We start from the raw sequence: 22,122 nt of genomic DNA, 5'->3' as shown, positions 1-22,122 counted from the left end.
TCTGAGGCGATTGAATAGTGTGGACGGACCAGTCACGGGCGAATGTAAACGCGTGTAAGGAGAGCATGGATGTCTCAGGAACAGGAAAAGACGATAGATCAGCTCAATGAGGAAGCGGATATTGCCGCTGACTACTTGGAAGGTCTTTTGGATATCGTCGATTATGAAGGCGATATTGAAATGGGTGTGCGCAATCATCGCCCCACGGTGCAGATCGTGGCCGATGATGATGCCGATATCAAGCACCTGATCGGGCATGACGGCGAAGTCGTGGATGCCCTTCAGCAGCTTACCCGGCTGGCTGTGCAGCAGAAGATGGGGGAACGGTCGCACCTGATTGTTGATGTGGATGGATTCCTCCAGCGCAAGCGGGAACTGCTGCGTGAAAAGGCCCTGGACGCGATTGACGAGGTGCGGGAGACCGGCGAGCAGGTCGATATGCCGCCCATGAACTCCTTCGAGCGCAAGATTGTCCATGACATGGTCCGCGAGGAGGGACTCAAGTCCCGGTCTCATGGGGAGGAACCCCACCGGTACGTTTCCGTCTATCTCAAGTCCTCCAGTCATCAGGACGATGATGTACAGGTCTATGATTCGATTGACCAGGCGCAACAAGTTGACACCCATCATCGTCACCACGTTCGCAAGCACGACGTGGAGGATGAGGTCGTTGAGGACTCGGATCCAGCTGATGACATCGACGTGGATTCCGCTGATGAGGAGTGACTCTTTCTGATTCAGGGGCCGGTGGTGCGTGAAACGACCGGCCCCCGGGTTTGCTTGGGCTTCTATAGCAATACCGGTAGGGTTTGTTCCGTTTCCATATTCGGGTCTATGAGGTTGGGAATCATGCATGACTGATGAAGAAGGTAGTGGCCACCGTATGGAACCGTCCCAGGTCGATGCATTGGAGGGGAATTCCCTTCTGGGGCAGGTTCTGGGCGATGCTCTTGAGCCCTTGCAGGTCTTTCATGACAAGCTCACCCGCGAGGGCATCGAGCGTGGAATCATCGGGCCCAGGGACCAGGGGATTATCTGGGAGCGGCATATCCTGAATTCCGCGGCGATCGTGCCTTTTGTCAAGGACGCCATGAACGATGGTCTGGGTCCGAGGATTGCCGACATCGGATCCGGCGGCGGATTCCCGGGAGTTGTACTGGCTGCCTGCATGCCGGAGTGTCAGGTGAGTCTGGTTGAACCCATGGAACGCAGGGTTGTCTGGCTCCACGAAGTCATCGAGGAGATGGAGCTGAAGAACGCTATCGTTCTTCGCAAGCGGGCTGAAGAGGTCCTGCCTCGTCCTGAGAAGAGGACCAAACCGAACAGAGGCGGCGGGCGTCGTGCAATGGAACGTCGGCGTCATCATGGTAGGCTGGCCGGTTCTGATTCCGTGAGTGCAGATCAGAGAGTAGCTGGAATTGATCCACGTGGAGTGGATGCCAATGATGATAATCATGGCGAATATACGTTGCGACCCTATGACATGGTGACATGCAGGGCCGTTGCTCCCATGACCAAACTCTCAGGCTGGACCCTTCCCCTGTTGCATCCCGGTGGTCGGTTGATAGCCCTGAAGGGCAGATCCGCCCAGGCCGAAATCGATAAGGCGTCCAAGGAGATCAAGAAGAATCACGGTTGCAATCCTCGCGTCTGCGATGCTGCTGTAGGTCCAGGCCTTGAGGGTACACATGTGGTGCTGGTGGATAAGGCCTGAGGGTAATCCTTCAATAAACTACACTGATGTAATTCGTTTTCTGTCGCCACCAGAGTTCACCTATGCTCCGGCAGGAGCGTGGCAAGTATACTATAATCAAACTGGTGCCTGTGTCTCGGTTTCGGTAATACAGAGATGGAGGTTTACGATTAGTACCAAGAATAGCTCGTTTTTGTTTTGCTGCCCCGCTCATGTGTTTCTTGTCGGATTACTGGAGTTGGTGTTGTACATCATTCCTTAGCCGATTCCTATGGAAGACGGTTCATTGTTTGAAGACTATTTTCTGAGATACCCCAAGATAACTCAATGCTGCTTTGGATGAAATTCTCGAGGTTACCTTTCCCGTCCCGGTAGTAGATAACGGAGTTGAAGTGTCCACATCTTTCCTGTCGTTGTGTCCCATTAGTGCTAGTGATTCTGTAAACAGTGTTTCACGTGAAACATGTGATCACTTGAAGCCTTGGTGATGAGAAACTGTGTTGACTGTTTGTTTCTGTTGCTTACCAGTGACTAGAGCAAGAAGCGTCATCTCGATTGAGAATCCAAATCTTGACTATCGAAAGTTGGGAATGTCCGATGTTTCACGTGAAACATCACTGGCCCTTTTCCTCAATACCTCGGCTAGGCAGGATTGTTTCGGCAGTGGTGGATGTCTGGTTAACTGGCTCTTCCGAATACACTGGTTTACCGGCAATGTGGCCGTTAAAGGTCATGGAGTGATCTCATTCAGCAGATGTTTCACGTGAAACGAATTGTTAACCGCAGATAGGATGGATTCGAGGTAACCGAAGCGTAAGTAGTGCCGCTGTTCGCAGCATAACTGTCTAGCTTACCCACAGTGATTCAATTGGAAGTATCTCACCTCGCAGTGTGTCAGTGAGTTTCAGCTGAAACTCAAGCAAGTATGATTTTCCTGTGGAGTCAACATGTTTGTTCCTATATATCGGTCCGGATCCGGAGCATATAGTGGTCTTCAAGTTCAGTGAAAGGCCAAGCGTCCGTAACCCTTACCTCAGGGCTGTTATGTTCAACTAGACGGTTCTGATGTTTCACGTGAAACTTCGAATGACAATAATTGCTCTGAATGTTGTTCACAGACTGAAGATCTGAAACCACACGGAAATGCTGTTTGGATCGTTATGTTTACTGGAAGTGAATTGAGGAGTTTGCTTCAATGGTTACAGCTGCGCCGTTGGTATATCAGACCAGGGTATGGTGCCTGCTCGGATGTTGGGGAGAAAAAGAAGAAGTGATGCAATGATTTGGATATATTACCGCAGCTTACTATGTACGAGTGTCATAACTGTCGATTGATACGTTAATCATTCAGTGACCGGAAGTACCGCCAAGGTAAATATCGAATCGTCTATTTACCCCTTGATGAATCGAATGGAATGAATGCGATGGTGATCGTGGATAGTAATGACATAATCAATGTTTCACGTGAAACCAATCTGTTGATTCAAGGTTCGGCTTGAAGGAGTTCGATCCCAGCAAGGCAATCGGGCAGCAACTTGAATACGCCGGAAGTAAGAGGTACATGAAATTCAGTGTGAGTGGACAAGAGAGCGTACGGGGAGGGATCGGTCTTGAGCGGTTCATTGAGGTGGCTAATTGTAAGTTATGCACAATCTTAGCGTCGCTCAGAACTTATCCACAATCGAACATTTGGTTCTTGGTTGGAGTACTCTTTGAACAGAGGATGCAATACATTCCAACGAATTTACTTACAGGGTTGGAAGTTGTGAGTCGGGAGAGGGTGGAAAGGCTCTCCACACTTATCCACAGTTATGCACAATGACTGTGCACAATTGTGGGTTTCCACATGTCCATGTGAGACGGGAAAATTGTGACAGCTATAAGGAGGAACGGTTAGTGTCTGTATCGAACAAGGTGGATTCTGGTTCTCAGGGAACCCCGGGTGCCGGTCATCGCAGTGTGATCGGGGCCGGGGGTGTCGAGACAGCCTCAGAAATCCTCAACAGGATTTTTTCGGATGCATCCGGTTCCTCGGCCGGGGCTGAGATGGCTGACCTGACTGCCAGGTATCAGGCTCTACAAAAGGCCACTTTCCCGCAGCCTGAGCAGACCAGGTTTATTGCAGTGGCCAACCAGAAGGGTGGGGTGGGGAAGACCACCACTACCGTCAATCTGGCAAGTGCTTTTGCTGAGTTCGGTTCTCAAGTTTTGGTCATCGACATGGACCCCCAGGGGAATGCCTCAACCGCGCTCGGGGTTCCTCATGAGACGGGAATACAGTCAACCTACGATGTGCTCGAGGGTCGTCACGGCATTGAAGAGGTCAAGGTTGCATCCCCGGGCTTCGAAACCCTAGAAGTCGTTCCTTCTTCAATCGATTTGAGCGGTGCTGAACTTGAAGTAGCAGATATGCCTGAGCGCAACCAGCTCCTGAAAAAGGCTCTGACCGACTTTTTGAGGGGAAGTAAGAAGCACTACGACTATATATTGGTCGATTGTCCTCCCAGTCTGGGCCTGCTGGTTCTGAATGCCATGTGCTCGGTGAACGAGGTTCTGATCCCTGTGCAAGCCGAGTACTACGCCTTGGAGGGACTGCAGCAACTTCTGCATACCATCGGGCTGGTTCAGCAATCATATAATCCGTACTTGGTTATTTCGACTATGCTCCTGACCATGTATGACAAGAGGACCTTACTCAGCAAGGAAGTCTTTGATCAGGTCCGAGAGCATTATCCCGAGATAGTGCTGAATACCACCATTCCCCGGTCGGTGAAGATATCTGAAGCCCCAAGCTTCCAGCAGAGTGTCATCACTTATGATCCCAGGGGAGCGGGAGCAATTTCATATGAAGAAGCGGCTTTGGAGATTGCACAGAGATCAAAGTGGGTGTTGAAACATATCGCTAACAGGAAGCAAGGGGAGTGAAAAGCATGGCAAGCCGGTCACGTTTAGGTAAGGGCCTAGGGGCTTTATTCCCTGCTCTCCCAGGTGAGGGGCCGACGAAGCAGGCCAAGACTTCTGACGATGCTACGGTTCAGCAGGACAATAAGACTGATACCTTATCGTCACGGCCCGGTACACGAGAGCAAGTGGCAGCCCAGTCCGCAAAAACGGAAGCGAAACCTTCTTCAGGCGCACAGTCCAAGTCCAAGAAGGGCGGGGCGGCCACTGCAGGCTCGGACTCCAAGACCGCCGCAAAAGTGAAAGCTGGAGTCAGGACAACCACTCGTACATCCGCTGCAGCTCGAGGCAACGCAGACGGGGTGCCCAACGACGGCGCGAAAGCCGATACAACCGCCCCGCAGAGCACGGCAGGCACGAAGGAATCCAGTAAGAACGCAACAAAGAAGAACTCCACCGCTGGCTCCGCAACTTCAACATCCGCCAAGGCAACAGCAGGCAGAGGGGCGAAGCCGGGGAAGGTTTCACGTGAAACATCGGTGTCGACCAAGGGAAGGAACACTCCAAGGATGCCGAATTTGGACAGCCTGAAACATCCGAGTGACCTCTTCTTCGGCCCAACCGTTACCGATGTTTCACGTGAAACATATCGGGAGGCAACATCTTCAGCAGAAGACAAGACGAGAAGCGGAAGTCAGAAGAACTTACCGGATGTGTCATCCGCATCTGCAGAAAAGAAGACCGCGGAACCCGTCGAGGCACCCCAGGGCGATGCGGCGGATGGCAATGAGCTGAAGCCTGTTCAAGGTGGATACCTGGTGGAGCTGCAGACCGATGAAATCCGTCCTAACGCCCAGCAGCCAAGGCATATCTTTGATGAAGATGAACTGCTGGAATTGTCCCGCTCCATCAAAGAAGTTGGTGTCCTTCAGCCCATCGTCGTCAGGAAGACAGCCAAGACAGTTGCTCAACCTACGCAGGAAAAACCAGTTGCCGGGAAGGGCGGAGGATCGGGAGACCGCCTTGCCGCCTATGAGATCATCATGGGGGAGCGACGATGGAGGGCCACTCAGCTGGCCGGTCTCACCAGCATTCCAGCCATTGTCAAAACCACATCGGACGACACCATGCTGCGAGACGCCTTGTTGGAGAACCTTCATCGGGTTGCCCTGAATCCTCTGGAAGAAGCCGCGGCATATCAACAGATGATTGATGAATTCGGCTTGACCCAGGATGGGCTTTCAAAGTCCGTTTCCAAGTCGAGGCCCCAGATAACCAACACCCTACGCCTCTTGAAGCTGCCCCCGAGCGTCCAGAAGAAAGTAAGTTCCGGTGTCCTGTCGGCCGGACATGCCCGGGCTCTTCTGACCCTGCCCACGGAAGAGGATATGAATGCGGTGGCCAACAAGATCATCGCCGAGGGTTTGTCCGTGCGCTCCACCGAGGAGTTGGTGGCACTGAAAACAGGTCAGACGAAACCGAAAACCAGGAAATCGCGGCCTGATATCTGGACTGATAGCCCGGTTCGCCAGAATCTGGAGAGCAGGTTCGATACCAAGGTTGCCATCAAGGGCACGAAGAAGCACGGAAGGATTGAAATCGTCTTCTCCTCGCCCGAAGACATGGATCGTATTCTTGCCATGCTGCTCAATGGCAAACAGGACGGTTCCAACCCACCTGATCAGACCGACGGTTGGGTCTGACAGGACAGAAGGACCCATCATCTACCCACGGCTTTCTGTCGCCATGCCTGCAATGACGGTCTAGACGGCAGGCGGGGCGGTACACAATACCGGGCGCCTTGACCGGTGCACGGTCACAAGGCCCGCGGTATTGCAGGAAGACGGCTGTGGAGCCTTGTCAGCCTTCCAAGGTGTTGAGATACTCCTGAGCGTCCAAGGCTGCACGGCATCCCATACCTGCCGCGGAGATGGCTTGGCGATATACCTTGTCTGTTGCGTCTCCGGCGGCGAAGATTCCGGGGGTGGAAGTCTTGGTGGAGGCTCCCTGAACCAGGATGTAGCCATCGTCATCCAGGTCGACCTGTCCTTGCAGGAAACCGGTTTCGGGAATGAACCCGATGGCCACGAAGACACCATTGGCGGGGAGTGTGGTCTCCTGACCGGTGGTGGTGTTGCGTATACCGATCGAGGTGACTCCGTTCTCATCACCGTTGACCTTGGTGACGACAGAATCGAGGACAAAGTCAATCTTTTCATTGGCCTTGGCCCTATCGACCATGATCTTCGAGGCGCGGAAGCCCTGCCTGCGGTGGATGAGCCGGACGGAAGAGCCGAAGCGGGTCAGAAAGTCTGCATCACCCATGGCTGAGTCACCCCCGCCGATGACCACGATGGGTTTGTCCTTGAAGAAGAAACCGTCGCATGTGGCACAGTAGGAGACGCCCCGGCCAGAGAACTCGCGTTCTCCCGGAACATTCAACTTGCGATACTGGGAACCGGTGGTGACCACCACGGCCTTGGCCAGGTATTCCTGCCCGCCATCGGTGGTGACACGCTTGATCTTACCGGAGAAATCGACCGAGGTGACATCGTCATACTCGATTTGGGCTCCGAAGTGCTCGGCCTGGTCACGCATCTGTTCCATCAGGTCCGGGCCCAGAATTCCCTTGGGGAAACCAGGATAGTTCTCCACCTCGGTGGTGTTCATGAGCTGTCCGCCTGGTGTCAGGGCACCGGCGATGACCAGGGGGGCATATCCTGCCCTGCCAAGGTAGATTGCCGCCGTGTAGCCGGCGGGTCCGGATCCGATAACGATCGCATCATGAACGGTGAGAGTCATGATGACACTCTATCTGTGAAGCCTGACCGGTCGGCAAGCGGAGGGCGTAACAGCATTCCCCCCATTCCAGGGTCGATTTTTGGGAGGGTCAGCCTCAACCAGGTGAGGCTGACCCTCCCTCGCCCCCGAGGGTCAATCCGCACCGTGCTGGAACAATCCAAGCCAGGATGGGGGATATGGTTGTGGTATGGAGAAAACCATCATCGTGGCCATCATCACCAATCTTGGTACCCTGATTGTGCTCTTCTGGCTCCTGGCCAGGATACAGCGGCTCATGCGTGAGCATCCACCACAGGACCATGATGACGAGGACAAGGTCGATGATGGCTGGCACAGCTGGCGATTCTGGATGTCTCCTGACGATGACAAGACCGGCCAGGCGGACAAGTCGACTGAAGGTGGGGATGAGTTCAGGACCGACCCAGGACCGACGATGACGGAAGATGTGTCTCGAACGAGTCGGTCGACGGCAGAGAAGGACCTGAGGCGGAACAAGCCGTCCGGAGATGAAAGAGTCAGGTTCCAATAAGCAGAAGAGCCGTTCAAGGGCATCGGACCTGGTTACCGGCCTGATGGCGTAATGACAAGCCGGTAAGCCGACAGGTCGGCATGACCTGACGGGGGAACGGCCCGGTGTCAGGCTTCGGTCCGGTTCTGCCCCAGGACGGACTGCACCAGAGCTGTGTAGAGGTCAGGGAGTTCGTAGCCGGCAGCCACGGCGGACTGGGGAAGAAGCGAGGTGTCGGTCATGCCGGGTGCCACGTTGGCTTCCAGGAACTGGGGCCTCCCCTGCCCATCGACAATGAAATCGGTGCGGGAGATATCACGCAGACCGAGGGCGTCGTGAGCGGTCAGGGCTGCCTCCTTGACGGCCTCCATGGCATGGGGGTCCAGCCGGGCAGGCACATAGAACTCCGTGGGTCCCGGGGTGGTCCTGGCCTCGTAATCATAGGTTCCCGAAGGGGTCCAGACCTCCAGGGGCGGCAGGATCAGCGGGTGTCCATCAAACTCGATGATGGAGACCGACACCTCGGTGCCGACGATCGCCTGTTCCACCAGGGCGACCTGCCCATAGCCGAAGCAGTTGATCAGGGCCTGGGGCAACTCCCTGCCCTCCTTGACCAGGGTGCATCCCATGGCCGATCCGCCCATGGTGGGTTTGATGAAGAGGGGGAGGCCCAGGGACTTGAGGAGAAGGTCGATAACCGGCTTGACGCCCAGCTCGCGGAACATGGATTCCGGCAGGGTTACCGAGTGCGGGGTGGTCAATCCGGCCATGCGGACCAGGTTCTTGGCGATGGGTTTGCTCCAGGCGGTCCGTGAAGCCTTGGCCCGGGACCCGATATAGGGCAGACCCGCCATTTCCAGGATGTCGCGGATGGACCCATCCTCGCCATTGGCACCGTGCAGAAGGGGCCAGACCAGGTCGGGGCGGGTCTTCTTGTCGGTCAGGAGACCAAGCAGATCTGAGTCCATATCGTGAGCACTGACCGTCCATCCAGCCTCTTCCAAAAAGCCTTGGACGCGGTGACCGGAACTCAGGGAGAAGTCGCGCTCGTGGCTGAGACCGCCACAGATGACCATGATGGACTTGCTGCTACGCTTGCTGGCCTTCAGAGACAGGGACTGCACGTCCTCCCTGGTGGCGGGTGCGACTCCGATCGCGTGGCGTCTGGTGTGCCCGTGCCGTCCCGCCTTCTTGATATGACCGGCATCACCGGTCATCTTGGACTGCTTGCCCCTCATCTCGGAACGTCCTTCCCGATCCGCTGCCTGCTCGGGTGTCCTGCTGTGTCTGGCCGCCATGTCAGTCCCTTTCCCTGCCTGTGCCTGTGCCGGTCTCCGGTTCGAAGAGCCGCACAGTGTCGAGTTCGTTGTCGATGACCGTCGACAGCCTGCGGACGCCCTCCCTGATCCGTTCAGGGGTGGGGTAGCAGAAGGAGAGCCGCATGTGGTCGACCCCCTGCCCGTCATCATAGAAGGCCGTTCCGGAAACGTAGGCCACCTTGGCCGTGATGGCCCTGGGCAGCATGTCCTTGGCGTTGAGCCCCTCGGGAATCTTCAGCCAGATGTAGAAGCCCCCCTTGGGCTTGAGCCATGAGCAGTAGGGCAGGTACTCTTTCAGGGCCCCGTCCATGGCATCGCATCGTTCCTTGTACATTCCCCGGTAGTCGTTGATCTGCGACTTCCAGTCGAAGTTGTCCAGATAGGTGGTGATGGTCATCTGGCTCATATTGGAGGGGCAGAGTATGGCTGATTCGTTGGCCAGAACCAGCTTTTGCCGGATTCCGGGAGGGGCCACCATCCAGGCCACGCGCATGCCCGGGGCGATGATCTTGGAGAAGCTGCTCAGGTAGACGATGCCCTCCGAATCGTAGGACCGCAGGGCCGGGTAGGTCTGCCCGTCGAAGGCCAGCAGGCCGTAAGGGTTGTCCTCGACGATCAGTACATGATACTTCTTGGCGATTTCCATGACCCTGGGGCGGCGCTCGCGGCTCATCGTGGCACCGGCCGGGTTGTGGAAGTTCGGGACCGTGTAGAGCATCTTGACCTGCTTGCCGGCCTTGCGCTGCTTGATGATGGTCTGCTCCAGGGCCTCGGGGATCAGCCCGTCCCCGTCCATGGCCACATTGACCACGTCGACCTGGAAGGACTGGAAGACACCCAAAGCTCCTACATAGTTCGGGGCCTCGGCCAGGATCACATCGCCCGGATCGCACATGATGCGGGTAATCAGGTCGAGCCCGGACTGGGACCCGTTGACGATGACCACATCGTCCGGCTGGACGTCCTTGATTCCCTCCAGCTCCATGATGGGCAACACATCCTCACGCAGGTGGGGGTCACCCTGGGCGGATCCATACTGCCAGGCCACCTGCCCCTGCTTGCGGAGCATTTCAGCCACCTGGTCGGCGAGTTCATCGAAGGGCATACGGCCCAGGTAGGGCATGCCGCCGGCCAGGGATACCACCTCGGGGCGGTTGGCCACGGCGAAGAGGGCTCGAATCTCGGAGGCTCGCATTCCCTCGGCCCGCTTGGCATAGGAGCCGAACCAGGGGTCGTTCCTGATGACCTTGGACGGGATATTGATATCATCCGCCATGCTTGCATCCGCCTTCCTGGGCTCATTGCCGGGGCCGATAGGTGCCACGGCCGGGTAGGTTCATATGTATCGAAACTGTATTACCAATCGGCGCGCGGAACCAGGAAACAACCAACCACTCACCAATTCAGTACACGGTGACGGACGAGAAGTGCAGGGTGTTCCCCGGCATTCCATCCATGGGTACCCAGATGACCAGATCCTGGGTCGTTACCGGCTCCCGCAGGGTCACGTGGGTGGTCCCCGAAGGGTCGAAACTGAAGTCGGCCAGGGCCTGACCCTGGGTGGGTTGCGTGGCCGTGGCATTGGCGAAGATCTGCGCATGCCCGCCACTCTGGGGAATGGCGATGTCCAGTCTGGACACCTCCCTCGGTTCCGTCAGGTGCACATACCAACCGAAACCGGGGAGGCCTGCCGGTTTGTTGAGGAAGGTCTGACGGTCCACCGGGTAGGGGGTGGTGTTCTTGGGTGCACGGGGGGCGGGGACCGTGCCGACCTTCTTGTCGGTGCCATGAGAGGACTTCTTGGCAGGGTGATCGGCCTGTTTCCGGTTCTGGTCGGTTGCCTCATCGCCCTGCTTGTCCGGATTGGCATCGGCTTCCTGATGCTCGCCATCGGCGGACTCGCCGGGGAAGGGCACGTTCGACATGACCGGCCATCCGTCATCCTGCTTTGATCCTCTGGGGCGGTTGCCGACGGCGGTGACCAGGGCCCAGACCAGGGCCACAACGACGACCAGAATGGCGATGGTGATGACGACCGACCGGGTGGTGAAGCGTCCGAAGAGACGGGTGTCGGCCATGTCCCCATCTTCCAGGTCGTCGTCCGACTGGTCCCCGTCAGCGGCCACATAGGTAATGGGGGCGGGGATGGAGTGGGCCTCGGGTGTGAAGCTGGGCGGCAGGGGTTCCATGGCGGTGGTCTCCGGTCCCTCATCTTCCGCTTCCCCGGAGGATGGGTCTGTCCGGCCATCGAGGGCCTGGTCTCCGGCTGCTTCCGCCCCGGCAGCGGCGGAATCCCCACCGGTCCCATCCGCTCCCGGGCTGTCCTCATCGGCGGAATCCTTTTCGGGCTTCTGGAAGTCCCACTTGGAGAAGCCAAGTTCGACCGGGTCGTCGGAGGTGGTGTCGGTGCCCCGGATGCCCGCATGACCCTGGTCCGGCATGACGGCCGGCATTCTGCCGGTCACGGCCTTGGACTCCTCCAGGTTCCGGGGTGAGGCACCCGTCCGCAGGTTGCTCACATCCATGGGGAGGGTGCGCTGGGGCCGGTTCCTGTTGGCATTCTGACGCTGTCTCTCGTCGAAGAGGGAGAAGAGGTCGGTGTTGGTGTCCTCCGGATTGATCATCTCGATTTCGCTGCGCCCGGGGAAGAGGAGCTGATTGGCCTCCCAGTGCGGCTCATCCTGGGTCATGGTCCGGGCGGCGGGCATGTCGGTGCCCGTCAGTTCATTGGGAAGTGGGAGCACGTAGGCAGAATCGGCCTGGCGGAGGGGGACCGTTTCGATTGAGGCGCGGCCATCCAGATCGGGCCAGATCAGGTCGGTGTCGGTCAGCTCCTCCGGCGGTGCCCAGGGGCTGAGCAGGGCTGACAGCTCGGCCAGGGTGACCAGGGGGATCGGGTGTACACCCTCGGCCTGGCTGATGCCCAGGCCGCGCTCGCAGATGATTCTGAACTCTTCGGGGGTGTCCTTGGGCAGGGAATCAAGATTGTAGTCATCACCCGAATGGTCCGGGTGGCCGGTCAGCATGGCATACAGGACGGCAGCCAGTTGCCGGATGGTCAGCTCCTCCCTTGTCAGGTCCTGCCCGCTCTTGGACCTGGGGGAATCCGCAATCATGGGGCCGATCGGAGCGTCTGCCAGGATGACCGAGGACGGGGAGAGCCGAATGGTTGTGGTTGAAACGGTGTAATCGGTCAACCCCATCTTGCCCAGAGCCCGCATGGACTCGGTGGCCTCTCCCAGGATGGTCCGCATGGCCTTGTGGCTCAGGGTCTCGGCGGCCGGTCCCTGCATGTAGTCCCGGAGAGCCATGCCGGCATCGGGTGCGGTGACGATCAGGGAGATCCCGTCCCTGGTATGGAGCTGGTATACCGGGGTGAAGCGCCGGTCCTTCCTCAAGGCCAGACCTGATGCGGTTGTGTTGATCAGATCGGTGGAGGAGGAATCGTTGACGATGAAGAGTTGGCAGTCCCTGTCCAGCGCTTTGTCGTGGGCGCGCCAGGCACTCAGTCCTGAGGCTCGACGAAGAATGGTGACCAGGGTGTATCTGGCGAGAACGGTATCTCCGATATGCGGTTTCATGGCTTCAGAACTCTCATGAAGGGTGGAGCGCCGCTCCCGTGGGGCGGCGCCAAGGTCAACGGGTGGGGCACCCCCGGAATTGCCGGTCTGCAACTCTGGAACCCTCTTCTGTGGGGTGTCCACGGGAACAATTCTAACCGGCTCCCGGCTGTGTGTAGGCTCTTCCAGGTCACCTGTCGCGGTTTCTCCATCTGACGGAAGGGCATCTTCCTCCTCGAGGTTCTCCATGGCGGCCTCCAGCCCGGCCTCGGTGGAGTCCGGTGATGAGGACCGGACCAGCCTGGCCGACTTGCCGGTACGGTGGGAGGATTGCTCCGCCAGGTCATCGAGGCTCTGGACCGGGTGGGCGGTCGACCTGCCCAGTCTGGCAACCAGAGTGGTCAGGAGTCGGGTGAATTCGGTGGTCTTCAGGGCAATGAGAACGCACGAGTAGACCAGGCCCACCACCAGGGTGATGATGATGCAGATCAGGACGGACTGGACCCAGCTCATATGCCCCTGACGTCCCTGGACCCAGGCTCCGACCAGATGGGTTACGGGCGTCTTGAGGAGGAGGGCGGCGGCCAGGGCCAGGAGGGAGGCCAGGAGGGCCTTGGCGTAGGTGGTCAGGATCCGGCGGCCGTCCAGATGGCCATGGAAGGGTCTGCGCAGCATCCTGGCCAGGACGGGGAAGCTGAGGATGTTGCTCAGGGCCAGCGTCGCCCCCACCAGGGCCGTCCAGTAGCGCGGGGGCGAGAAGCGGATGGCCACCAGAACCAGGATGACCTGGATCATGTTGGAGACGGCCGCGAAGATGAATGGGTGGCGCCCGTCTTCGAAGGCATAGAAGGTGCGCTGGATGAGCAGGAAGGCGCTCATGGCCACCAGGCCCAGGGAAAGCCCCAGCAAGGGGCCTGAGATCAGGACGGCCTCGTGGATGCCGACCGAGGGCAGGAGGGCCCGGGTGATGGGGACGGGGATGGCCAGCATGACCGTGCTGAAGAAGAACATCATCAGGCCGACGTTGCGCAGGGCCTGGCTGAGCTCCTCCCGGGCGTCGTCGATGCGTCCGTCCGAGATCGACTTGGAAAGGCGGGGGAAGATGGCCGTGCTGACCGAAACGGCGATCAGGGAATAGGGCAGGATGAAGAGGGTGTAGGCGTTCTGATAGGACCCGTTGCCGGCTATGTCGAAGGGGTTTCCCTCCAGGGGGGCGCCGTTGGTGATCCTGGCGTTGACCACGTTGGCCAGCTGGTCGATGATGACGACACCCAGGCTCCAGGCCGCCACCGATCCCATCGACCGCAGGCCCATCCCCCGCAGGCCCCACCGCGGCCGGTAACGGAACCCGCTCATGACCAGGGGGATGAAGAGGATCAGCGCCTGGAAGGCCACGCCAAGGCTCCATGCGCCGGCGGTCAGGGCCACCTTGCCGTCATCCCAGAAGGTGACGGGCTGTTTCTGGGCATTGCCGAAGAGGAGGATGAATGCCAGGAAGCCCAGGCAGCTGATCAGGTTGGCGCCGACCGAACTCCAGGCATAGGCCGTGAACCGGCCCTTGGCCGCCAGGATCTGCCCCAGGACCGTATAGAGCCCGTAGAAGAAGACCTGGGGCATGCACCAGAGCGTGAAGGAGTTGGCCAGGGCCCTCTGGGCCGGGTTCCACTTGGAGTTCAGATAGATGGATGTCAGGACCGGGGTGGCCAGCATCAGGATCAGGGTCAGTCCGGCAAGGAGGACCATGGAGACCGTGATCAGCTTGTTGAGGCGGTCGGCGGCGTCCTTTTCCTTCAGGGTCCGGACGATCTGGGGCACCAGGACCGCGTTGAAGATGCCCCCGGAGATCAGGGTGAACATGACCTGGGGGATCATGGCCCCGGTCTGGTAGGCATCCGCGGCGATGCCTGTGGTGCCGATGGCCGCGGCCAGGAGGATGGTGCGGATCTGTCCGGTGATGCGGGAGGCCGCGGTACCGGAGGCCATGATGACTGAATTGCGGCCCACGGAGCTCATTCGTCTGGATCCTTCTTGCGGTGGAACTGCCGCCAGAGCCCCACCATGCCGAGCAGGACGGCGATGACCACGATGATGAGGCCGCTCATGTCGCTCAGGCGGAGGTTGCTGGTGATGCGTGCCCTGCGTGTCTGGCCGAATGGTTTGCCGTTGCGGTCGATCAGGGTGATGTCGACGTTGGCCTGACCTGCCGTGGCCACCCTGACCTTGAAGGTGACCTGGGCCTCGGAGCGGGCGGGGATGATGGTGTCGGCCGTGCGGGAGGTGACGATCTCCATGGAGTCCGTCTTGGCGCTGACCCGGGCATAGACCGGATAGGGGTGGTTGTTGCTGACCGTGACCGGCATGGAGGCCGTTTCGCTCACCACGGTCAGGGACTCACTGGGGGTGATGCGGATTCCGTCCAGAAGCCGGTCCGATACGGCCCGGGCCTGGTCGGCCAGGGCCGGCGCGGACTTGGTGCCGCCCAGGGCGTGCAGGGCCAGGCAGTCGTGGGCCTTGGTGATCCGCTGGAGCCAGTTGGTGGGATCCTTGGATTGGCGGGCGGTCGTATCCGCATCCTGTCGCGCCAACGCCTGACTGTCTGACTTCCCGGTGGTGGCACTGGCCGTGGGCTGTGAGGATGATGGGGCGGCCAGGATGGCGTTCGAGAAGCGGGTGATGTCCTGGCGGCTGTTCGTCAGCGAATCCAAGGTGCCGACGGTACCGGAGTTCTGCTTGCTGTCCGATTCCCGGTTCTCCTGGAGCCGGGAGGGGCCGAGGCTGTAATCGGCGGCCTTGTCGAGTGAGTCCAGTGAGCCCAGGGAGATCCAGGGGGCATGCTCCAGGCCGGCCATGATCTGTTCAACCTGCTGGGAGTCCTGGTCGGTGTCGAAGCAGACCATCAGGTCCCTCTGGTCGTAGGGCTGTTCCATCTGGTAGAAGGCGCTCTGGGCCATGAACCGGGCGACCTGGCCGGCCTGCGTCTGTTCGCCCGTGGCCTTGGTGGAGGTCGGGTTGCCTTGGGCCAGGTTGCTCAGTTCCCGCTGGGCCGAGAGTATGGTGACCTGGCCGGCCTGGGTGTTGACCGTGAACTTGCCGGTGTGGGCCGAGGCCCCCGCACCCGCTTCGAATCCACGGGGGGCGATGACGTGGGTGTACCCGGCCTTGCGGGCCTCGGTGACGGAGTCCATGGACCATTCCTGCCGACCCTGCCAGGCGTAGGCACGGTCGGTCTCCACCTTGCCCTGGTCAGGGAAGGTCCTGGCATAGAGGTCGGTGCCGGCCTTGGTGCTCCATGATTCCGGGGCGATGCCGGCCTGGATGTACCGGTTGGGGTCCTGCCCGGCGTAGGTGCTGATATCGAAATCGGCCGGTTGGATGAGACCGTTGACTCGGGGATGTTCGTTGAAGGCCGTCAGATAGGTCGGGTCGGCCAGGACCTGTAGGGCCGAATGCCTGGTCAGGAGCTGCCTCTGGGCATCCTGGGTCTTGGTGGCCTGGCGGCTGAGGGTGATCACCTTTCCCTCGTTGGCCGCAGTGGCGGTTTGGTCCTGTTCATCCGGGGTCTTGGTGGCGGGCGGGGAGGCGGAATTCCCACCATTTTTGGCGGACTCGGCCACGGCCTCATCGGTCTGGGTCATCAGGGCCGTCATGCTCTTTTCCTCCACCGTCCAGCCTGTGGTGGTCAGGGGGAGGACCATGGTCATCGACATGGCCGGGGTCCCGGCGTTGGGCAGGCCATCCCAGGTCCTGGTCAGGAAGGTCCAGGTCTCCGCAAGGACCTGATTGTCCTTGCCGGTCAGGGTGAGGCGGACGGGCTTGGGGCCCCAGGTCACCATCTTTTTCAGGGCCGTGTTGTCGGCGGCGGCGGCGACGGTGACGTCGGCGCTCTGGCCGGGCTTGATGGAATCCAGATGCCTGCTGTCCAAGTCGTCCGGGGTGGGGATGCGGGTCCGGCCCTCGGACCAGGACTGCATGTCGGTCCGGGAACTGAATGAGTAGAAGGCGTTGGTTCCGACCGAAAGGGTGGAATCCCGCAGCTCCTGGCTCTCCGTGTTGGTCACGGTCACCCTGAGGGTGTACCCGGACCTGTCGGTGACGACCGGGGTCGATGATTTGAGACTGATCTGGGCCTGGTGCTGGTGTTCATCGTCCTGGGCGGCCACGGCAGTCGGCAGGGCCATGCCCAGGGTCAGAGCCAGGGCGAGGAGGAATGTCCCCAAGGTCGTAATCCAGGAACCCACCCGTCTCGTCCACCGCTGGCGGGTACGGGTCGACTGGGGTGTGCGCCGCCCAGGGCGCAGTGGGCTCTCGGTCATATCTCTTTCTTGTACTTCCTTGCGTACAGCCAGGCGATTTTCCGCTCGTTGGGGTAACTCAGCACCGAGGCCAGATCCGAGAAGTCCACCCAGATGGCGTCTTCAGCCTCATGGTCGGGGTCGCCTTCCACGCTCAGGGTTCCGCCGATCATCTGCAGGACGAAATGATGCACCAACTTGTGGACCCGTTGGTTGGTCCCGGTGAACCAATAGTCTATCGTGGCGATCGAATCGGTCACCTGCCCCAGGATCCCGGTCTCTTCGTGCACTTCGCGAACCGCGGTCTCCTCCGGGGTCTCCCCCCTTTCGATGTGCCCCTTGGGCAGGCACCATTCCAGGTGGCCCGATCGGGAATGGCGGGCGATGATGGCCACCCGTTCCCTGGAGTCGAAGATCAGGCCACCCGCCGAATACTCCCTGACCACGGGCAGTTCCTGGGCATCCAGGGAGGCGAAGGTGATCGGTTTGCCCGCGCTCTTGTGGCGGGGCATCAGGGCGGGTGTGGGTGCGCCCTCCGCGGAATCGTCCGGTTCATGGTCTTCCCGGGCCAGGTGGCGCCCACGTATGAGGGGGTCCAGGGTTTCGCCGATCGAATACAGGAGGGTGGACTCAGGATCGTCCCCGAGCCCTTCCGCGCCTGGTCTGCGGGCATGGCCGTCCGCAGAATCGGCGCGGTGCGACAGCATGCGCGCAAGGTCTGCGGGCGTAATCATAATTCCACTTTACGTAGGTTAATGTGCAGGTGGGGTAACGGTAAGCTGGTAGGCGCATGAACTCCATATGGAAAGGGTGAGCGTGGATTTCCAAGTCTGGCCCGAGGCTATCGAACTCGGACAACTGTTTGCCGATCAGGGATTTGAGCTGGCCTTGGTGGGGGGGCCCGTCCGCGACCTGCTCCTGCATCGACCGTCACATGACCTGGATTTCTGCACCTCGGCCCGGCCCGAGGAGTTTGAACCGATTCTGCACAAGTGGGGTTCCGGATTCTGGGACATGGGCCGCAGGTTCGGCACCCTGGGGGCCGTGCGTCGCCGCCCGGACGGAACCGAGGTCAGGGTCGAGGTGACTACGTACCGCAGGGACACTTACGATCCTGATTCACGCAAGCCCGAGGTGGATTACGGCGACAGCCTGGAGGGGGACCTCTCCCGGAGGGACTTCACGATCAACGCCATGGCCCTGCGGGTGCCCGACCTGGTCTTCGTCGACCCCTACCGAGGCGTCAACGACCTGGCCAAGCAGGTGCTGCGTACCCCGGTGGACCCAAGACAGTCCTTTGATGATGACCCCCTGAGAATGATGCGGGCCGTCCGCTTCGTGGCCCAGCTGGGCTTCAGGATCGCCCCGGAGACGGCCGAGGCCATTACGGAGATGACCGACAGGGTCGGCATCGTTTCAGCTGAGCGGGTCCGTGACGAGCTGACCAAACTCATGCTCAGCGCCCACCCCACAAAGGGGATCGAGGCCCTGGTCCAGTCGGGTCTGGCCGACATCGTCCTGCCCGAGATTCCTGCCCTGCAGCTGGAGATTGACGAGCATCACCGCCACAAGGACGTCTTCGAGCACACCCTGATGGTTGTGGACCGGGCCATCGCCCTGGAGACCGGCCCGGACGGCCCCGTGCCGGCACCGGACCTTACCCTGCGTCTGGCCGCCCTCCTGCACGATATCGGCAAGCCCAAGACCAGACGTTTCGAGCCCGGCGGCAAGGTGAGCTTCCACCACCATGATGCGGTCGGCGCCCGGATGGCCCGTAAACGGCTCAGGTCCCTGCGGTTCGACCATCATCTGATTGACGACGTCTGCGACCTGATCGGCATGCACCTGCGCTTCCACGGGTATGTGGATGAGCGGTGGACGGACGCGGCCGTCCGGCGCTATGCCAAGGAGACCGGCCCGCTGTTCGAGCGGCTGAACCGTCTGACCAGGGCCGATGCCACCACAAGGAACAAGCGCAAGTCCCAGGTCTTCTCGGCCGCCATGGACGAGTTGGAGGAACGGGTGCGCCAGCTGCGCGAGCAGGAGGACCTGGATGCCATTCGACCCGACCTGGACGGCAGGCGGATCATGGAGATCCTGGGTCTCAAGCCCGGGCCCATGGTTGGCAAGGCCTACCGGCACATGCTGGACTATCGTCTGGATCAGGGGCCGGTCGATCAGGATCAGGCCGTGGAGGAACTGAAGCGATGGTGGGCCCGGGAAGGGACCGAAGCCTAGAACCAGCTCAGGTTCCGGGAGGTGGGCCCGGATCTCTAGGCCTTGGGGGCCTTGGGCAGGTTCTTCATGCTGGCCGGGTCGGCGACGCATCCCTTGATGCCCTTGATGTCCTTGCCGACCGTGGAGGTCTTGTCCTCATCATTCAAGTCGTTGAAGGTGGCCCCGATGACCACATCGACCAGGTCATCGCCCCGGTCGTCCATGATCATGGTGGCGTCGTTGAACTGGGTGGCGACCGTATAGCCGCGGTCGATGCCCTGGGCACCGAAACGGATTTGGGTCCTGGCCATTTCGGTCTTGTTGGGGTAGTCCCCAACCCCCTGCATATTGAAACCACGGTTGAGCAGGGCTGCAGCCACGGCGCCGCCCAGGCCGGACTTGCTGGTTCCGTTCAGCACCCGGACACGGATATCGGGGTGGTTGACCAGTTTGGAATCCTTGGGCGGGCAGGGCAGGCTGACCCCATAGTTGGGCTTGACGACCTTATCCGCCTTGGCGAAGCGGCCCATGGTGCCGAAGATGACCAGGCTGGCGATGATCAGGATGACCACCAGGGCGCAGACGGCGATGGTGAACACCATTTTCTGCCTGCGTCGTACGAACTGTCGGCGAGCCGCACGTTCATCTAGTGGTTCGGGATTCGTCATGGTCCACCTTCCGCAAATTTCCTGCTCAACACTCTACCGTCAATGGGTGACGCTTAGCGGCTTCACCAGGGGCCTGACCGGCGAGTCGGCTTCGATGATCCGATCCACGGCCCCCTCCCGCATCCAGGCCGTCTTCAGGGTCTCCATCCTGGCCGTTTCGGGAACCATGGCCACCACCGATGGACCGGATCCGGAAATGAAGGTCGGTCCGGCTCCGATGCTGCGGGCCAGGTCGAGGGCCAGGCCCGAGCGGGGGTGGAGGGTGCAGGCGGCCAGCTCCAGGTCATTCAGGTCGGCGTGGCCAGGTCCCACCTGGTCGAAGGTCTCGTAGACCCGGGCCGTGCTGAGTTCCTTCTCGTAGGCACCAACCAGCAGATGCCCGGTAAGACCTGCCCTGGTCAGCTGATCGGTTCGCGCATCATGGGCATTCAGGGGGACCAGCATCTGTCCGAAGGCCGACCCCTCGCAGATGCCACCATGCAGGCAGAAGGGAAGGTCGGCACCCAGGCCGGCCGCGATCCGCTCCAGGGCTTCCAGGGGCAGGTCCAACCCCCACAGGCGGTTCAGGCCCAGCAGGGTGCCGGCGGCATCGGTCGACCCCCCGGCCAGCCCGGCGCCGACCGGTATGCGTTTGATGATATGGATGGAGACATCCGGCTGGTGTCCTGCGGTCTCGGCCAGGGCCAGGAGCGCCTTGATGGCCAGGTTGGCCTGGGGGTCGGCTTGGGGGTCGCCCAGGTCGCCAAGGTGGTTGCCCTCCATGGTCAGTCTCAAGCCCGATCCGGGTTCTTCCAGGGTCAGGTCCACCGTGTCATAGAGGCTGATGGCGCTGTAGATCGTATCCAGGCGATGGCGGCCGCCCCATTCTTCGTGGCTGGGCCCCACCTTCAATCTCAGGTTGATCTTGGCTGGGCAGTCCAGACTGATGCTCCTGCCGGCGGTATGGCCGGCATCGCCCTGCCCCGTCACCCTGCCAGCTTCCGGCAGGCCCGGGCCAGGGCGGCGAACTCCTCCACCCTCATGGTCTCCCCGCGTCTGGTCGGGTCGATGCCGGCCCGGTTGAAGGCCTCCATGGGCACCAGACCCTTTAAGGCGGCATGCAGGGTCTTGCGGCGTTGGCCGAAGGCTGCATCCACCAGGGCAAAGGTCTCTTTCCGTTCGGATTCCGTCGCCTCAGGGTCCATGGCCGGAGCTGCTGCACGGGTGAAGGAGACCAGGGCCGAATCCACATTCGGGGCCGGCCAGAAGATATTGCGCCCAATCCGCCCTGCCTGCCCGGCCTTGCCGTACCAGGCCAGCTTCAGGCTGGGGGCACCGTAGACCTTGGAGCCGGGGCCTGCCACCAGGCGGTCGGCCACCTCCTTCTGCACCATGACCAAAAAGCCTTCCAGGTTGGGGAAGCGCTCCAGGAGGGTCAGGATGATCGGGGTCGCCACGTTGTAGGGGAGGTTGGCCACCAGGGTCAGGCCGTCGGCGGTGGCCAGCCCCGATTCGTCGCCCGGGGTCAGCGTCAGGGCGTCCTTGTTGATGACCGTAAGGCGTCCCTGAGCCCCGGGCATGAGGTCGGCGACGGTCTCGGGCAGGCGGCCGGCCAGACCTGGATCGATTTCGACGGCTGTAACCCTGCCCCCGGCCTCCAAGAGGCCCAAGGTCAGGGAACCCAGGCCGGGCCCGACCTCCAGGACGGAATCACCGGCGCCTACCTTGGCCAGGCGGACGATTCGACGGACGGTCCCCGGGTCGATGACGAAATTCTGCCCCAGGCGCTTGGCGGGGTGGATACCGGCCTGGTTGGCTATGCGTCGGATGTCCGCGGCCCCGAGGAGGTGTCCCATCCCGGCCGAGTCCTTGTCGGTGGTGTAGTCAGTCATGGTGGTTGCAAACATCGAAGGCAGGCAGGGGCATCAGTACCAGCCGAATCGTTCCGAATGCTGCCAGGCCCCGCTGGGGCTGCCGTAGCTGCCGGCGATATAGGACAGGCCCCAGTCAATCTGAACGGCCGCATCATCGTGCCAGTTCGCTCCGGCAGATGCCATCTTGTCGGCAGGCAGGGCTTGAGGTATGCCATAGGCGCCTGAGCCGGGATTCTCGGCGTTCCAGCGCCATCCCGACTCCCTGTTCCAGAGTTTGACCAGGTCGTCGAACTGGCTACCGGTCCAGCC

General features: G+C 60.5%; 14 protein-coding genes and 2 pseudogenes. 6 read left to right on the top strand and 10 right to left on the bottom strand.

Annotated features, from left to right (window positions below; all coding sequences use genetic code 11):
- Positions 1 to 69 precede the first annotated feature (69 nt).
- From Q0K62_RS05195 to Q0K62_RS05180, 4 genes and pseudogenes are all read left to right on the top strand, one after another.
- Positions 70 to 573, top strand: a pseudogene (locus Q0K62_RS05195) (R3H domain-containing nucleic acid-binding protein); the annotation flags it as partial.
- A gap of 280 nt (positions 574 to 853) precedes the next feature.
- Positions 854 to 1,714 (top strand): 16S rRNA (guanine(527)-N(7))-methyltransferase RsmG, encoded by an 861-nt coding sequence (locus Q0K62_RS05190; RefSeq protein ID WP_297316922.1) that lies wholly within the window; start codon positions 854 to 856, stop codon positions 1,712 to 1,714.
- 1,938 nt (positions 1,715 to 3,652) lie between these two features.
- Entirely contained in the window at positions 3,653 to 4,618 is a 966-nt protein-coding gene (locus tag Q0K62_RS05185) for a ParA family protein (protein ID WP_297316935.1), read from the top strand.
- Between the two features lie 5 nt (positions 4,619 to 4,623).
- A complete protein-coding gene (locus Q0K62_RS05180; RefSeq protein WP_297316921.1) occupies positions 4,624 to 6,297 on the top strand; it encodes a ParB/RepB/Spo0J family partition protein in 1,674 nt (557 codons plus the stop codon).
- Positions 6,298 to 6,454: 157 nt separating this feature from the next.
- On the opposite strand, the gene trxB is transcribed toward Q0K62_RS05180, so the two are convergent.
- The gene (trxB, locus tag Q0K62_RS05175; RefSeq protein WP_297316920.1) at positions 6,455 to 7,396 is read right to left on the bottom strand and encodes a thioredoxin-disulfide reductase; all 942 of its coding nucleotides are present in this window, start codon (positions 7,394 to 7,396) and stop codon (positions 6,455 to 6,457) included.
- Between the two features lie 187 nt (positions 7,397 to 7,583).
- Between trxB and Q0K62_RS05170 the strand changes: the two genes are divergently transcribed.
- Positions 7,584 to 7,925: a hypothetical protein gene (locus tag Q0K62_RS05170; protein ID WP_297316919.1), complete on the top strand. Its 342-nt coding sequence runs from the start codon at positions 7,584 to 7,586 to the stop codon at positions 7,923 to 7,925.
- Positions 7,926 to 8,032: 107 nt separating this feature from the next.
- On the opposite strand, the gene Q0K62_RS05165 is transcribed toward Q0K62_RS05170, so the two are convergent.
- The 5 genes from Q0K62_RS05165 to Q0K62_RS05145 form a co-directional block, all read right to left on the bottom strand.
- A complete protein-coding gene (locus Q0K62_RS05165; RefSeq protein WP_297316918.1) occupies positions 8,033 to 9,202 on the bottom strand; it encodes a D-alanine--D-alanine ligase in 1,170 nt (389 codons plus the stop codon).
- A 1-nt stretch (position 9,203) separates the two neighbouring features.
- Positions 9,204 to 10,499 (bottom strand): PLP-dependent aminotransferase family protein, encoded by a 1,296-nt coding sequence (locus Q0K62_RS05160; RefSeq protein ID WP_297316917.1) that lies wholly within the window; start codon positions 10,497 to 10,499, stop codon positions 9,204 to 9,206.
- A 127-nt stretch (positions 10,500 to 10,626) separates the two neighbouring features.
- Positions 10,627 to 14,796 (bottom strand): murein biosynthesis integral membrane protein MurJ, encoded by a 4,170-nt coding sequence (locus Q0K62_RS05155; protein WP_297316916.1) that lies wholly within the window; start codon positions 14,794 to 14,796, stop codon positions 10,627 to 10,629.
- A complete protein-coding gene (locus tag Q0K62_RS05150; RefSeq protein WP_297316915.1) occupies positions 14,793 to 17,096 on the bottom strand; it encodes a DUF6049 family protein in 2,304 nt (767 codons plus the stop codon). Before Q0K62_RS05150 ends, Q0K62_RS05155 begins: the two co-directional genes overlap by 4 nt.
- The gene (locus Q0K62_RS05145) at positions 17,093 to 17,809 is read right to left on the bottom strand and encodes an NUDIX hydrolase (protein WP_297316914.1); all 717 of its coding nucleotides are present in this window, start codon (positions 17,807 to 17,809) and stop codon (positions 17,093 to 17,095) included. Before Q0K62_RS05145 ends, Q0K62_RS05150 begins: the two co-directional genes overlap by 4 nt.
- A gap of 82 nt (positions 17,810 to 17,891) precedes the next feature.
- Between Q0K62_RS05145 and Q0K62_RS05140 the strand changes: the two genes are divergently transcribed.
- Entirely contained in the window at positions 17,892 to 19,313 is a 1,422-nt protein-coding gene (locus tag Q0K62_RS05140; protein WP_297316913.1) for a CCA tRNA nucleotidyltransferase, read from the top strand.
- A gap of 35 nt (positions 19,314 to 19,348) precedes the next feature.
- Here Q0K62_RS05140 and Q0K62_RS05135 read toward each other — a convergent pair whose 3' ends face one another.
- The 4 genes and pseudogenes from Q0K62_RS05135 to Q0K62_RS05120 form a co-directional block, all read right to left on the bottom strand.
- Positions 19,349 to 19,960, bottom strand: coding sequence for a LytR C-terminal domain-containing protein (locus Q0K62_RS05135; RefSeq protein WP_297316912.1), 612 nt, complete (start codon positions 19,958 to 19,960; stop codon positions 19,349 to 19,351).
- Positions 19,961 to 19,999: 39 nt separating this feature from the next.
- Positions 20,000 to 20,929 carry a 4-(cytidine 5'-diphospho)-2-C-methyl-D-erythritol kinase gene (locus tag Q0K62_RS05130; protein WP_297316911.1) on the bottom strand — a complete coding sequence of 310 codons (930 nt, stop codon included), beginning with the start codon at positions 20,927 to 20,929 and terminating at the stop codon, positions 20,000 to 20,002.
- Positions 20,926 to 21,831 carry a 16S rRNA (adenine(1518)-N(6)/adenine(1519)-N(6))-dimethyltransferase RsmA gene (gene rsmA, locus Q0K62_RS05125; protein ID WP_297316910.1) on the bottom strand — a complete coding sequence of 302 codons (906 nt, stop codon included), beginning with the start codon at positions 21,829 to 21,831 and terminating at the stop codon, positions 20,926 to 20,928. Before rsmA ends, Q0K62_RS05130 begins: the two co-directional genes overlap by 4 nt.
- Positions 21,832 to 21,864: 33 nt before the next feature.
- A pseudogene (locus Q0K62_RS05120) lies at positions 21,865 to 22,122 on the bottom strand (G5 domain-containing protein); the annotation flags it as partial.

It is taken from the genome of uncultured Bifidobacterium sp., assembly GCF_945269915.1.
Taxonomy (GTDB): domain Bacteria; phylum Actinomycetota; class Actinomycetes; order Actinomycetales; family Bifidobacteriaceae; genus Bombiscardovia; species Bombiscardovia indica.
The sequence above is the reverse complement of the archived record's forward strand: the minus strand, read 5'-3'. Positions and strand labels throughout refer to the sequence as shown.